Source organism: Candidatus Saccharibacteria bacterium oral taxon 488, from assembly GCA_013100825.1.
In the GTDB taxonomy this organism is placed as follows: domain Bacteria; phylum Patescibacteriota; class Saccharimonadia; order Saccharimonadales; family Saccharimonadaceae; genus Nanosynbacter.
Genome location: CP040001.1, coordinates 844,029 through 857,237, shown reverse-complemented (window position 1 = coordinate 857,237; position 13,209 = coordinate 844,029). Strand labels below are relative to the sequence as shown.

Annotated in this window: 14 protein-coding genes and 1 pseudogene; 12 read left to right on the top strand and 3 right to left on the bottom strand. The window is 48.2% G+C overall.

Going from position 1 to position 13,209, the window contains the following annotated elements:
* Positions 1 to 17: 17 nt before the first annotated feature.
* Positions 18 to 296, top strand: coding sequence for a winged helix-turn-helix transcriptional regulator (locus tag FBF26_04635; GenBank protein ID QJU10515.1), 279 nt, complete (start codon positions 18 to 20; stop codon positions 294 to 296).
* Between the two features lie 34 nt (positions 297 to 330).
* On the opposite strand, the gene FBF26_04630 is transcribed toward FBF26_04635, so the two are convergent.
* Both FBF26_04630 and FBF26_04625 read right to left on the bottom strand, forming a co-directional pair.
* Positions 331 to 1,104, bottom strand: coding sequence for an FAD-dependent oxidoreductase (locus tag FBF26_04630; protein ID QJU10514.1), 774 nt, complete (start codon positions 1,102 to 1,104; stop codon positions 331 to 333).
* Positions 1,101 to 1,667, bottom strand: a complete 567-nt coding sequence (locus FBF26_04625) for a TetR/AcrR family transcriptional regulator (protein ID QJU10513.1) — start codon at positions 1,665 to 1,667, stop codon at positions 1,101 to 1,103. The genes FBF26_04630 and FBF26_04625 overlap by 4 nt, the downstream gene beginning before the upstream one ends.
* Positions 1,668 to 2,045: 378 nt before the next feature.
* On the opposite strand from FBF26_04625, the gene FBF26_04620 reads away from it, so the two are divergent.
* The 10 genes from FBF26_04620 (at position 2,046) to FBF26_04575 (ending at position 10,755) form a co-directional block, all read left to right on the top strand.
* The gene (locus FBF26_04620) at positions 2,046 to 2,420 is read left to right on the top strand and encodes an ASCH domain-containing protein (protein QJU10512.1); all 375 of its coding nucleotides are present in this window, start codon (positions 2,046 to 2,048) and stop codon (positions 2,418 to 2,420) included.
* A 149-nt stretch (positions 2,421 to 2,569) separates the two neighbouring features.
* Complete coding sequence (locus FBF26_04615) at positions 2,570 to 2,986, top strand: hypothetical protein (GenBank protein ID QJU10511.1); 417 nt, start codon at positions 2,570 to 2,572, stop codon at positions 2,984 to 2,986.
* A 116-nt stretch (positions 2,987 to 3,102) separates the two neighbouring features.
* Entirely contained in the window at positions 3,103 to 3,777 is a 675-nt protein-coding gene (locus tag FBF26_04610; protein ID QJU10510.1) for a response regulator transcription factor, read from the top strand.
* Positions 3,774 to 4,742 carry a cell wall metabolism sensor histidine kinase WalK gene (locus FBF26_04605; protein QJU10509.1) on the top strand — a complete coding sequence of 323 codons (969 nt, stop codon included), beginning with the start codon at positions 3,774 to 3,776 and terminating at the stop codon, positions 4,740 to 4,742. Before FBF26_04610 ends, FBF26_04605 begins: the two co-directional genes overlap by 4 nt.
* 117 nt (positions 4,743 to 4,859) lie before the next feature.
* Positions 4,860 to 5,765, top strand: a complete 906-nt coding sequence (locus FBF26_04600) for an ABC transporter ATP-binding protein (GenBank protein ID QJU10508.1) — start codon at positions 4,860 to 4,862, stop codon at positions 5,763 to 5,765.
* Positions 5,762 to 6,541 carry a hypothetical protein gene (locus tag FBF26_04595; GenBank protein QJU10507.1) on the top strand — a complete coding sequence of 260 codons (780 nt, stop codon included), beginning with the start codon at positions 5,762 to 5,764 and terminating at the stop codon, positions 6,539 to 6,541. Before FBF26_04600 ends, FBF26_04595 begins: the two co-directional genes overlap by 4 nt.
* Positions 6,542 to 6,583: 42 nt before the next feature.
* Positions 6,584 to 7,123 (top strand): uridine kinase, encoded by a 540-nt coding sequence (locus FBF26_04590; GenBank protein ID QJU10506.1) that lies wholly within the window; start codon positions 6,584 to 6,586, stop codon positions 7,121 to 7,123.
* Positions 7,124 to 7,281: 158 nt separating this feature from the next.
* Positions 7,282 to 9,417 carry a ribonucleoside triphosphate reductase gene (locus FBF26_04585; protein ID QJU10505.1) on the top strand — a complete coding sequence of 712 codons (2,136 nt, stop codon included), beginning with the start codon at positions 7,282 to 7,284 and terminating at the stop codon, positions 9,415 to 9,417.
* Positions 9,365 to 10,108, top strand: coding sequence for an anaerobic ribonucleoside-triphosphate reductase activating protein (locus FBF26_04580; GenBank protein ID QJU10504.1), 744 nt, complete (start codon positions 9,365 to 9,367; stop codon positions 10,106 to 10,108). Before FBF26_04585 ends, FBF26_04580 begins: the two co-directional genes overlap by 53 nt.
* The gene (locus FBF26_04575; GenBank protein ID QJU10503.1) at positions 10,093 to 10,755 is read left to right on the top strand and encodes a hypothetical protein; all 663 of its coding nucleotides are present in this window, start codon (positions 10,093 to 10,095) and stop codon (positions 10,753 to 10,755) included. The genes FBF26_04580 and FBF26_04575 overlap by 16 nt, the downstream gene beginning before the upstream one ends.
* A 502-nt stretch (positions 10,756 to 11,257) precedes the next feature.
* Here the strand turns inward: FBF26_04575 and FBF26_04570 are convergent.
* A pseudogene (locus tag FBF26_04570) lies at positions 11,258 to 11,467 on the bottom strand (type I restriction-modification system subunit M).
* Between the two features lie 292 nt (positions 11,468 to 11,759).
* Here FBF26_04570 and FBF26_04565 point away from each other — a divergent pair.
* A complete protein-coding gene (locus FBF26_04565) occupies positions 11,760 to 13,163 on the top strand; it encodes a hypothetical protein (GenBank protein QJU10502.1) in 1,404 nt (467 codons plus the stop codon).
* The last annotated feature ends 46 nt before the right edge of the window (positions 13,164 to 13,209 follow it).

Here is a 13,209-nt window from a genome sequence, read left to right as displayed (position 1 = left end):
GATAACCATAAGAAAGGATGAGTATGAAGACGAGACAATCACAAGAAGTAACCTTAACCACCAACGAGGCGCTGGTGTTGCAGCAAGTCTACGAAGACGGCGGTGATGAGGCGGCTGTGTTGGCGGCACACATGGGCATGCCACGCCGAACGGCGATGCATGTGCTGGCGGATTTGCGGCGTAAGGGGTTGATGGCAATCGACCAGGTCTATGGCGACGCCTGGGTGCGGCTAACGGCTCGCGGCAAACGATTGGTGCAGCGCATTTGGCCAGAAGCGCAGGTGATGGCTGCCTAAGTATTACCTATCAGCAACCATGCAGTCATATTGACTACTTCAACCCCCGAAAAGTACTTGATTTGACGTTATCATACATCGCGTTGTCTCTAAGGAGTTTCTTCATCGTTTTCACATCGTCGGGCTGTCCTGCCACGAGATATTGAGCCTTGTTGCCATGTCTATCAATCGCCTGCTTGAAGCGTTCCTGGCTTTGAGAGAGGTTAGCACTGGTCTCATAAGTCATATTAGCTGTTTTGTTTGCTAGCTCTGAGAGTTCCTTGTCAAAGACCTTTACCCCCTTGTCTAGGTGATAGAGCATGATAGGACGTTTACCGGCCCACTGCCTGACAATTGGTCGCATTGCTGAGATACCGACATCAGAGGCGAAGCAAACCAGCGGCTCGTTGCCGTCTGTAACTGACAAAGAAGATTCCAGCCAACTCATCTTGACCTGACTACCTGCTGGTAGGCTCGTCAAAGCTTTTTTATAAGGACTACCGCTATTGTGGGTTAGGATAATAATTTCATTATCCTCAGGACTAGAGGCGATACTCAGCCAACGACTTGTCTGTTCGCCCTTATGATCATTCTTTTCACCATCAGATGCCGTACTGGGTAGCGTGATCTTGGCATAAGAGCCTGCCTTCCATGTCATATTATCAGGCTTTGCTAGGCGAATGACATGAAGGTCTCCGCTAGGGTTTTCGATAGATTTGACCAATAACGTTTGACTCCTCCCTAAGTAGGCGATAACACCCCAAGCGATAAGGCCTGTAGCCGCAAGAATAGATATAACGATGATTACCATTTTTTTACTCCTTTTCATGATGTAAAGATACCTTTAACAAAGTTAGTGGCAAGTATTTCCAGCGTCCCACTAATACCTGGAAAATCGCCTTCAGTGATATGCATATCCATGTAGTAAAACAGATTATAAACCTGTAAAATATCCTGAATTTTTTCCTCTGAATATCCTTCTGCTACCATGCGACCGGTAAAGGTTTCGACCAAAAATTGATGGAAGGTATTCGTAGCCTTACCCTTATCCGAAGAATAATAACCACGTAGTGTACGAGAGACGGCTGGATTATGCCATTCCGCTAGAATTTTATTGGACGAAACGAGGCTTCGTGACTGTTCAAAAATCTGTCTCACAAGTTCAACCAAATCCTGCTGCCAATCAATGTCGTCCATCATCGCTTGGCGAATGCGGTTGTTTTCTTCAATGTACACATCCAGAAAGATAGTTTCTTTGCCGTCGTAGTAGTTGTAAAAAGAACCGACTGCTACCCCAGCACGTTTAGCAATTTCTGAGATACCGGTCTCTTTATATCCCTTTTTTGAGAAGACATCATAGGCAGCTATTTTTAATGCTTGTTTTTTATCCAACGCTGGCAACCTCCTTCATGTTAACGATATGAATGAATAACTTTTTGTATTCATTCATATCGTATCGAATTATGACCATCGTGTCAATAGAAGGGTGGCTGTTGGTAGATTCGTGATGTCCAAGGATTGATGGCGATTGACCAAGCTTATGGCGATGCTTGGGTGCGGCTAACCACGCGCGGCAAACGACTAGTGCAGAGAATTTGGCCGGAAGCGCAGGCGATGGCTGTTTAAGATTTGCCTAATCTAAAGATTTTATTGTAGTTTGGTAGGCATGACTAGTAGAAACACTTTTATAGGCTGTGCTATAATTCTATGGCATCGCTGTTGGCAAGAAGTTAAGAAAAACTATAAAAAAGATACAACACTGTAGGAATTATGAAAATCTGGCACTCAGGACGAGAATCAAAATTACTTGACGATATTATCGCCGGGCGGAAGACGGTTGAAGGTCGATTGAATCGCGGAAAATTTGCCGAGTACCGAGTCGGCGATAAGATTCACCTGCGTCGCGATGTTCGCGATGCCGAAGGAATACTACACGACGGCAAACCAGATCAAGCACGCGTGGAGATTATCGCCATCCGCCACTACAATTCCTTTTTAGAAATGGTGCAGGCCGAGGGTTACCACCGTGTTATTCCGCATGCCACCAGTGCCGAAGCTGCCGCTGCCGAATACAACAAATATTATTCCGCTGCCGACCAAAAACATTATGGCGTGCTAGCAGTGGAAATTTGCTTATCGCTTTAATCTTTCAGTAAGGCTATGATATGCTGAAACTATGATGAATTTACTCTCAATCCATCATCATCTCCACGTGTAAGCAGGAGGTGTTTTATTGCTGTTTTATGCCTCCTGCGGGAGGTTTTTTGATTGATTAATTTTAGGAAAGAAAATATATGATACCAGATAAATTAAAGCCAGGCGATGAAGTGAGGGTAGTTGCACCGGCACGTTCAGCGAGCGATATTGATAAAGGGGTTTTGGAGCGAGCTAAAGCAGCACTAGAATCGCTTGGACTAAGGGTTACGTTTAGTAAAAATGCTTTTTCTCGGGATCAGCGAGGCTGCCCGACGGACGACGAAAAGGTTGAAGATTTACACGAAGCATTTATGGACGAAAACGTGAAGTGTGTTTTGGCGGCGATTGGCGGATTCAATTCAAATCAGTTGCTTGGTAAAATTGACTGGCAAATTATTAAAGATAATCCGAAGATCTTTGGTGGCTTTTCTGATATCACCGTTCTCAATCATGCGATTTTGGCCCCACTGACCCGAAGTTCACGTATCCTGTCGGTGGCAAGTGTAGGATTGTAGCGGGAGATGGTACTAGAATTGTCATTCGTTGCGGCGACTAAGCGACTTTTGAGTGGTGAGCTTTAAGCAATTTTTCAGATGCCTGTGCTAAAGTTGAAAAAGAGGATAGTTAGCTAATGAGAATTTTACTAGTAGAAGATGACACGGCGATTGCCCAGTCGCTGAAAGAAGGCTTGGAAGATGAAGCCTATGCGGTTGATGTGGCGCATGATGGCGACGAGGGTTATCGGACGGCGACGGCGGACGAGTACGACGTGATTATTCTTGACGTGATGCTGCCGGAAATGAATGGCTATGAGGTCTGTCGGGCGCTACGCAAAGACGGTAATCAGACGCCGATTTTGATGTTGACAGCGCGTGATGCCGAGCGGGATATTGTCGAAGGCTTGGATATGGGCGCTGATGATTATTTGGCGAAGCCGTTTAGCTTTGAGGTGTTGTTGGCGCGTCTGCGGGCATTGCTGCGTCGTCCGAACGAGAAGTTGGAAGAAGTCTTGCGGGTTGGTGATTTGACGCTTGATCCGAGTCTGAAAAAAGTAATGCGGGCGAATCAGGAAATTAACTTGACCGCCAAAGAGTACGGCGTCTTGGAATATCTGATGCGCAACGCTGGCAAGGTTTTGTCCAAAGAGCAAATCATCTCGCACGTGTGGGATTTTGATGCTGATGTGTTGCCGAACAATGTTGAACTGTTCATCATGTTTTTGCGCCGGAAAATCGACAAACCGTTTAGCTCAAAATTGATTCACACCGTCCCAGGCTTTGGCTATAAACTGGAGGATAAGTCATGAAACAGCAGCGCGTTAGGCGTCTAGCGCTGAGCTACTTGGCGGTGATTATGACGCTGTCGCTAGCCTTTAGTGTGATTATTTATGCCATCACTTCTGTGCAATTAAATCGTCCATTGCCGCCGAGCGAACATGCTCAGCAGCCACCAGAGCTCGTCGAACGTCAGTTTAGTCGCCGCCTGGAGCAGCGCAACCGCGAAACCCGTGGGTCGGTCGTTATGTCATTGATAGTGCTGAACGGCGTGATGTTGTTGATTGGGTATTGGTTGAGTTTGCTGTTGGCGCGGCGAACCTTGACGCCGATTGAGCGAGCAATGCGGGCCCAGGTGCAATTTGTGTCGGATGCTAGTCACGAGCTGCGGACGCCACTGACGGCGCTAATGACCACCAACGAAGTGGCGCTACGCAAAAAAACGCTGGATGAGAAAAAGGCGAGAGCGGTATATCAGCGCAATATTGACGAGGTTGAAAAATTGCGTGAGCTGACGGACAATTTGTTGCAACTTACCCAGGTCGATAATCAGCAGATTGAAAAACAGGCGGTCGATATGGCGAAACTTGTCCGCGACACGGTTGATCGCTATCAGCCGGTGGCTGACAAAAAACAAGTAGTGCTAGATATGCAAGTGCCGTCAGTAACGCACACGGTCGCAGTCGCGGCGGTGACGCAAATTTTGGGTACGCTGATCGATAATGCCATCAAATATTCGCCACTAGGTGGTACAGTAGTCATTCGGCTGGACGGCCAAACTCTCTCAGTTGTCGACCAAGGCATTGGCATCGCCAAACAAGACCAGGCGAAAATTTTCGACAGATTTTATCGTAGTGATGAAGCGCGTACGCGTGGGCATGGTTCGGGCTATGGACTCGGGCTAGCTATCGCTAAGGCGGTGGCTGACAAAAACGGTTATCAATTGAGCGTTAAAAGCGAAGCGGGTCAGGGCTCTACCTTCAGCTTGCATTTCTGAGGGTTGGCTGGCTGATACTACTTGCAATTAAAGAAAGTTACGTTTTGATCTGGTGGCGTAAAAGCCTACCATGCGATATACTGAAACTATAGCAAATGATGACCATAAGGAGTCGCTATGAGTGATACTTCACCGCTGATGTTACACGGGCTGACCAAGCGCTTTGGGCATAAGCTGGCAGTCAACAATGTGTCGCTGGAGCTGCATGAAGGCGAGGTGTTTGGTTTTCTTGGACCGAATGGTGCGGGTAAAAGTACAACGATTCGGTCGGTGATGGATTTCTTGAGGCCGACGGACGGCTGGGTAGAATTGCTGGGCGGCCGGAATTCTAAGGAACGAGCGGCGCTTCATGATCAGGTTGGGTATCTGGCGGGCGATATCGCCCTGTATGAAACTATGACTGGTCGGAAATTGCTGAAGTTTTTGGCGCGGACGGGTCGGAAGGTTGATTGGCACTATGTTGATGAATTGGCTGAGTGTTTTGAGGCGGTGCTGGATCGGCCGATTCGCCAGCTTTCCAAGGGTAATCGTCAGAAAATTGGCCTGATTCAAGCTTTTATACACCGCCCGAAACTATTGATTTTGGATGAGCCGACCAGCGGGCTGGATCCGCTGATGAAGCAGGTGTTTTACGAGTTGGTGCGCGAAGTTTCTGGGCAAGGCGCCACAGTATTTGTCAGTAGTCACGATCTGGCTGAAGTGCAAAAAATTTGCCACCGTGCCGGTTTTATTCGTGATGGAAAATTGATAGCCATTGAACACATCGCGACCATGAAGCACCTGTCAACACACCGCTACATTGTGACCTTTGCCAAAAAACCGTCCCTAGCGGCAGCCAGAAAACTACCGTCCATCACCGACGTTCAGCACCGTGGCGACGAATACGAATTTACCGTCAAGGGCGACGCGACGGAGTTTGTCTCGTTCATAGCCGAATACAAACCAAAACTATTGCGAGAATCAGAGCTAGAACTAGAAGAATTATTCATGCGGTATTATGAAGGCGAGGAGGCAAAGCGATGATGTGGCAGACGGTGCGGCAAAATTATAAGTTGCCGCTGTTTTTGGGTATTGGTATTAGTGTTGTGGCGGTGTTGTTTTCGGCGCTGTTCAATAAATTTAGCGATCAATTAAGCCCGTTTGTCAGCGTGATGCCGGCTGGCATGAAAGCGGTGGTTGGCGACTTGGCGATTGGCACCACGCCAGAAGGCTGGCTGAGCATTGAGCTATTTCCACTGGTGGCGATGGTCGGGGTGGTGATTACGGCGATCATTTTGGGTGCTGGGGTAATTGGCCGGGAAGAAGATTCGGGGACATTGGAGTTGCTGCTCGCTAGTCGACGAACTCGCGTGACGATTGTATTGCAGAAATATGCGGCGATGGCGGGATTGTTGGTGATTCCTCCCGTGCTGTTATGTATGACTATTGCGTTCATCGGTCCGCTGTTTGACTTTCACCCAAATCTCGCGCACGTTGTCGGGGCTTGTGTGAGTTTGTGGTTTTTGGGGCTTAGTTTTGGCAGTCTCACCTTTGTCACTCAGACAGTGACAGGTAGGCGCGGGCTGGCTGTCGGCGTTGGTAGTCTAATTTTTCTAGCAATGTACGCCCTGTCGATTACCGCCAAACTGATCGAAAGTTGGAAAGATTACGACGTTTGGTCGCTCATTCATTACTACAACATCCCAGGTACTTTGATGGACGGGTTGGACTTGGGGAAACTGGTAGTTTTAATTTGTGTGAGTTTGGCGGCACTCGGCGTGGCGGTGATCGGATTTTGTCGGCGAGACACGGGGGTGTAATACGGAGACTGTCGTTATAATCTATGATTTGTTGGAGCGTACATGACGAACTCTCATCCGCTGATAATTCTTCGTGGTAATTCTGGTTGCGGTAAAACCAGCACGGCGCGCCTGCTCCAGTGTCAGCTAGGCTACGGCACGATGCTGGTGTCGCAGGATATGGTGCGGCGAGAAATGCTTCGCGTGAAAGACAGTGAAAGCAACCCGGCGATTCAGCTGATTTATGATCTGTGCATGTACGGCAATAACGTTGGTTATACGGTGATTTTGGAAGGTATTTTGAGTCGTAAAAAATACGGCGCGATGCTGCATCGGCTGCTGAATGATTTTCAGGGCGAAAAATTGATTTATTATTTTGACATATCATTTGAGGAAACGGTGCGCCGCCACGCCACTAAGCCAAACGCTCATGAATTTGGCGAATCGGAGATGCGCCAGTGGTGGAAAGATCAGGACGTTTTGGACGTGCCAGGCGAGCAGCGAATTGGCGAGAAGTTGGCTCAGGCAGAAATTGTTGATATGATTTACCGCGACATTTTGGCGTTACCAGAGGGAACAAATACTTCCGCCTCTCATATGTAAATAATACAATGTATTTTCGTTGACAAACGCTATATATCGCGTGTATATTCTATATTAAGCACTAGATATGGTGTTTTAGAAAATAAATAACGTTTTTTGCAACACGAGCCCCTCGGGGAGGTTGGGGCTGGTTTGTTGTTGCCAGAATAAGGAGGGGTATGTATAAATCAATCAAAAAACGCGACGGTCGCACAGTCAAATTTGACCGTAAAAAAATTGAGAAAGCCATCGAGAAGGCGGGCCTGGAGACTGGCGAATTTGATGCCAAACAGGCCGTTAAATTGACTGACAAGGTGCTGGCGGTACTAGAAACCCGCAACCAAAAACGTCTGCCGGGTGTCGAGGATATCCAGGATGTCGTCGAGGATATTTTGATTGATTCCAAGTTTAAGAAAACTGCCAAAGCCTACATTATCTACCGCGACCAGCACAAAAAGCTGCGTGAAATTACATCCAACGCGCACGTCGATTTGATCGATAAATACGTCAATAACTTGGACTGGAAAGTCAAAGAAAATTCCAATATGGGCTATAGTTTGCAGGGCCTGAATAACTACGTTTCGGCGGAAATTACCAAGACCTACTGGCTGGATAAAATCTATTCGCCGAAAATCGGCCGGGCGCACAAAGAGGGTGATTTGCATATTCACGATCTGAATCTACTGAGCGTCTACTGCGTCGGTTGGGATCTGATGGATTTACTGCGCCAAGGTTTCACTGGCGTTAAAAATAAAGTTGCTTCCAAGCCGGCTAAGCATTTTCGTTCAGCTCTTGGGCAGGTGGTCAATTTCTTTTACACTCTGCAAGGCGAGGCAGCTGGCGCTCAGGCGTTCTCTGACTTTGACACCCTCTTGGCGCCGTTCATTCGCGCTGATAAGCTGAGCTATGACGAGGTTAAGCAAGCGCTGCAAGAATTCGTCTTCAATGTCAATGTGCCAACGCGGGTTGGCTTCCAGACGCCGTTTACCAACATTACGCTTGATTTGGAATGCCCGAAGCACATGGCTGGCAACCCGGTGATTATCGGCGGTGAGATGCAGGATACTAACTACGGCGATTATCAAGAAGAGATGAACATGCTTAATAAGGCGCTACTCGGGGTGTTGTCTGAGGGCGATGCCAACGGCCGAGTCTTTACCTTCCCGATTCCGACAGTCAACATTACCAAGGATTTCAACTGGGATAATCCGGTCATTGAAAATCTTTGGGAAGCCAGCGCCAAATATGGCATTCCGTACTTCTCGAACTTCATCAATTCCGACATGGATCCAGAAGATGCGCGCTCGATGTGCTGTCGCTTGCGGATTGACAATCGCCAGCTGGAGTATCGCGGCGGCGGCTTGTTTGGCAGTAATCCGATGACTGGCTCGATCGGCGTAGTGACGATTAACCTGCCACGCTTGGCACTGAAATCAAAGAACGAGAAAGAATTTTTCAAGGGCTTGGGCGAGCTGATGGATATGGCGCGCGACAGTCTGGAGACCAAGCGCAAGGTGCTGGAGCAGCTGACCGATTCGGATATCAGCCTGTACCCGTACACCAAGTTTTACCTGCGCGATATTAAAAAGCGCTTCAATGAGTATTGGAAAAATCACTTCTCAACCATCGGTTTAATCGGTACAAATGAAGCGGCGTTGAATTTGCTGGGTGTTGATATTGGCACTGAAAAGGGTAAGGCGTTTGCCGAGAAAACGCTTGACTTCATGCGCGACCGCTTGGTGGAGTACCAGAAAGAAACGGGCAATAATTACAACCTGGAGGCGACGCCAGCCGAGGGCACGACCTACCGCTTGGCACAGATTGATAAGGCCAGCTTCCCTGACCGAGCGCACTTTGCCAATGGTCTCGGCGCTGCGGTTAAGCATCCGTTCTATACCAATTCCAGCCATTTGCCGGTCAATTACACTGATGATTTGTTTGAGCTGATGGATTTGCAGGATAATTTGCAGACTAAATACACGGGCGGCACGGTGATTCACTTCTTCCTGGGCGAGCGTATGGATGATCCACAGACGCTGAAGAAACTGGTTAAAACGATTTGCGAAAATTATAGATTGCCGTACTTTACCTTTACGCCAAGTTTCTCAATCTGTGCTAACCACGGCTATATCGTCGGCGAACATCCGGCTTGTCCGAATTGCGGCGAAAGTACTGAGGTCTACTCGCGGGTGGTTGGTTTCTTGCGCCCAGTTTCCCAGTGGAATAACGGTAAGCAAGCTGAATTTGACATGAGGGAGCATTATGACGATGCCGCCGAACACCAGCGAGCTAGCGCCGTCGCTGTCCCAGCTTAAGGTGGCGATTGGCGGGATTCAGAAGCTGTCGCTAGTGGACTATCCAGGGCACGTGGCGGCAGCGCTGTTTCTCTCGGGCTGTAATATGCGCTGCGGTTATTGCCATAATCCGGAGCTGGTGCTGCCCGAACGTTTGGCGCCGAGCATCCCAGTTGAAGAGGCGATGATATTCTTAAAATCGCGTATTGGCCGGCTAGACGGCGTGGTGATTTCTGGCGGCGAGCCGACGGTTAACGAGGATTTGCCGGTACTGTGCCGGATGATCAAGAGCCTCGGCTTTGATGTCAAGCTGGATACCAACGGTACGCACCCTGACATGGTGCGTGGCATGATCGAGGAGGGGACGATTGACTTCATCGCTATGGATGTCAAGGGGCCGCTGGAAAAATACGTGGAGATTGCGGCGCGGCCGATTGATCTAGCGGCGATCAAAGACAATGTGCGGCTGATGATTGATTCGGGAATTGGCCATGAATTTCGGACGACGATCGTTCGCGAGCAGCTGGAGGTAGCGGATTTTGAAAAGATTGGCGAGCTAGTCAAAGGCGCCAAGCGCTTTGCCTTGCAGCATTTTCGCACCGGCACCACCATTAGTCCGAAGTTTGCCAACTATCACACGTTTACTGATGAGGAATTCAGGGCCGCCCAAAACATAATGGAAAGGTATGTCGAAGAATGCGTGATTCACTAACCGTTGAAATTGTGCGGGTGCGCCAGGAAAACCCCGAGGTGACGACGCTGTATTTTGCGCGGCCGTTTGACTTTATGGCGGGGCAATATATCACAGTGTTCATTGAGGGCAGCCAGGTGCGCGAAGGCAAGGCCTATAGTATTTCTTCGCGTCCAGATGAGAAATTGATGTCGATTACCGTGAAAAATGTGGGCGGTGAATTCTCCAGCTATTTGTGTTCGCGTCAAGTTGGCGACACGCTGCAGATTAGCCGGGCGTACGGCGATTTTAATCCGCAGACCAAGCGGCCATTGGTTGGCATCGCGGCGGGGTGCGGGCTGAGTCCAATTTGGAGTATTTTGGCGGACGCCAAGCAGTCGACTTTTCTCTATTTGAGTCAAAAATCGCCGGAATATATGGTTTTCTCGGAGGAGCTAGCAGCGTCGAATATTACGGTCAAAAAGTTTAGTACCCGCCAGCAGGTTGAGGAAACAGACGGCTGGCACAATGGGCGGTTTGAGGTGGCGAAGATTGTGAGCGAAGTGCCGAGTGAGGCGCACTTTCTGGTTTGTGGCAGCTTGCCATTTGTACGCGATGTTTGGCAAAAGCTAACCGCCGCTGGCGTCGATGAATCACATATTTCAACGGAGACATTTTTTGAGCAATGATTGGGGCGACGAGTACAGCAGAAGTATCACCGACAGGAATTGACGGTGATGGTTTTGACGTATTTTCGTCGTTGCGAGATGGTGCTGGTGGTGAGGATTTTTCGTCTGGTGTTGATGATATTGGCGAGGAGGTGAATGCTGATACGGACGAAACGACAAACCTTGATTTGGTGGCGGTGGCTAGTGGTGAAGAAGAACTACCTTCTACTGAGGAAGTATCTGCGTCAATTGGTCAAACGGCATGCGTGACATGTGTTGGCTGCCCATATCTTAGCCAGTGTGTAAAACCTCAGGCATTAGCCATGAAGCAGGAGTCAGAAAAACAGGAGAACATAGCTGCTGATATGAGTTCTGCAGGTGAAGAGGCGGTTCCTAATTTAATGGAAATGACGCCAAAACAAAGCTATCTGGAAAGATTGTTAGCTCCAGATGACTTCGATAGTCTGGATGAAAATGGACGTGGGGAATTGGTGATGGCGGGATATTCAGAACCTATCAATTATCAAGAATCTATTACCAAAAAAGCGCCTAAGCCAGTAGTAGCAGAGGCAAAACCCATAGATTTAACAACTAAGACAAATGAGCCAACCGAGAAAATCATACCGCAGGAACGAGAAGATGAAACTTCGACTAACCAGGCGGTTGAAGCTTCGGGCGAGGATGTGGATACTGAAGCAACAGAAACGCCATTCTTTGAGTTAAAAACAGCCCCAGAAATTGCTGCTGACGATACTACAGATGTCGGGAAAGTTCTGTCAGAAAGTGCTAGTGAAGTGCTCAGCGATACATCTGGCGAGGAGTATTTTACCGAACCAACAGAGGAAAATCGTCCGTCGATAGAAATAAAACAGCAGACTTCTGCTATTATCTCTGACGCAGTAGACAAAGAAAACCAGCAGCCAGCATTCGAATCTTCAGACATACCAACCCAAACGCAAACGAAAACTGTGCCGTCATCGCCAGCGGTAAGCAAGGATACTCAAACCGCTAACGAGAATAATACTTTGCCAAAAAATGAAACTGCTAACTTCTTGTCTGGCGAAGGTAAACCCGTCGATAGTGTTGTGGAAAATACATATGATGGCGATGAAACTACTGCGCCATCAAGTGTAAAAACACCATCAATTGAACGCCAAAAAGAAAAAGTTTTTGTTATAACAGGGTCAGAATCGGCCAATTCTGAGCCGAGCCGAGCAGCAGAAAATGATGAAAGTGCTACGCCAGTTTCCGAGCAGCAACAGTTGGCGGCGCAGTTTGACGCAGTAAAGGCGGATGAACCTGCGGCTACAGATCTAATTGATAATTCTGGCACGAAAGCATCAACAGACGCTCAACCTAGCGAGATTAGTATAGATGCGGCGCCGGATTATAATAATTTTGTCGAATCGACCGATGGCGTTGATGTCGAACAGCCCAAGCATGTAATTCCAACCGCATCTAATGTGTCGCCATATCAGGAGCAAGAGGACGCCGTTAATGTGTCGGCGGAATACGAAACAAACGAGACATCTACTGAAAAGATAGTTAATGCGGCCGAATCAATTCCAGCCAAAGAGCAGCCTGATCAGCCGGTGATTGTGTCATTATCAGCTCAAGATATCGTTGAATATGGCGAGGACAACGAAGCTTGGGCTGAGGAGGATATGGTGTTTTTTGTCGAACAACAAGCGCCGTCATCAGTAGAGTTGAACGTATCTTCGGCTGAAATGGTGACGATTGCGCTATCAATGGAGGCAACTACGGTGCGTGAAGAAGTCGATGATTTGAAACCCTCTGTGGACGACGAGATTAGTGTTGATATGGATTCCGCGGGGCAATTGGACAATTCTAAGGCGGTATCAGTTCCTGAAGTCACCAATGATTATGAGCCAGTAGAGCAGATAGTTATTCCTACCTCGCCGGCTATTGAGCTAATACCTGATGTCGAGCTGGATGAGCCAGTAGTGGAAATTTTAGAGGAGCGCATCATGCCTCGCGAGGAGCGTGACAATATAGTTATGAAAGCATCGGAAAAAAGCGATTTGTTGCGCCTGGATGCTGAAGTTGAAACTATAACTATGGATACTAGCGGCATAGAATCAGTCGTCGATTTGTCTGAAGCGCAAGCAGAACTTGCTGCTACTGAAGTGTCTGAGGCGGTAGAATCTGAAGTGGACGAACAGAATGATTTGGCGGTTGCCAGTTACGGTTATAATAGCGAAATGAGTGCCGTGAGTGACAATGTTTTGGTCGTAAAAAGCCGCCCATCTCCTGGCCTATGGCCGGACGACAGCCAGCTCAATCCGGAGGAAGAATTCACGACAACAACTCAATCAAGTGCAGACGACAGCTCATTAGTATCGCGGCTGGTTGGCATGTTTGTAGTGGCGATGTGCGTGGTGCGCGGCCGACAGTCAGTGAAAGTTTAGTAAACACATAGCCTAAAGAAGCAGCAATGAAGTAGTATAATTAGAT

What these genes read in the sequence shown, in the direction of transcription:
- FBF26_04635 (QJU10515.1), top strand. Translation starts at nt 18, where the DNA reads ATGAGTATGAAGACGAGACAATCACAAGAAGTAACCTTAACCACCAAC.
- FBF26_04630 (QJU10514.1), bottom strand. Translation starts at nt 1,104, where the DNA reads ATGAAAAGGAGTAAAAAAATGGTAATCATCGTTATATCTATTCTTGCG.
- FBF26_04620 (QJU10512.1), top strand. Translation starts at nt 2,046, where the DNA reads ATGAAAATCTGGCACTCAGGACGAGAATCAAAATTACTTGACGATATT.
- FBF26_04615 (QJU10511.1), top strand. Translation starts at nt 2,570, where the DNA reads ATGATACCAGATAAATTAAAGCCAGGCGATGAAGTGAGGGTAGTTGCA.
- FBF26_04610 (QJU10510.1), top strand. Translation starts at nt 3,103, where the DNA reads ATGAGAATTTTACTAGTAGAAGATGACACGGCGATTGCCCAGTCGCTG.
- FBF26_04605 (QJU10509.1), top strand. Translation starts at nt 3,774, where the DNA reads ATGAAACAGCAGCGCGTTAGGCGTCTAGCGCTGAGCTACTTGGCGGTG.
- FBF26_04600 (QJU10508.1), top strand. Translation starts at nt 4,860, where the DNA reads ATGAGTGATACTTCACCGCTGATGTTACACGGGCTGACCAAGCGCTTT.
- FBF26_04595 (QJU10507.1), top strand. Translation starts at nt 5,762, where the DNA reads ATGATGTGGCAGACGGTGCGGCAAAATTATAAGTTGCCGCTGTTTTTG.
- FBF26_04590 (QJU10506.1), top strand. Translation starts at nt 6,584, where the DNA reads ATGACGAACTCTCATCCGCTGATAATTCTTCGTGGTAATTCTGGTTGC.
- FBF26_04585 (QJU10505.1), top strand. Translation starts at nt 7,282, where the DNA reads ATGTATAAATCAATCAAAAAACGCGACGGTCGCACAGTCAAATTTGAC.
- FBF26_04580 (QJU10504.1), top strand. Translation starts at nt 9,365, where the DNA reads ATGACGATGCCGCCGAACACCAGCGAGCTAGCGCCGTCGCTGTCCCAG.
- FBF26_04575 (QJU10503.1), top strand. Translation starts at nt 10,093, where the DNA reads ATGCGTGATTCACTAACCGTTGAAATTGTGCGGGTGCGCCAGGAAAAC.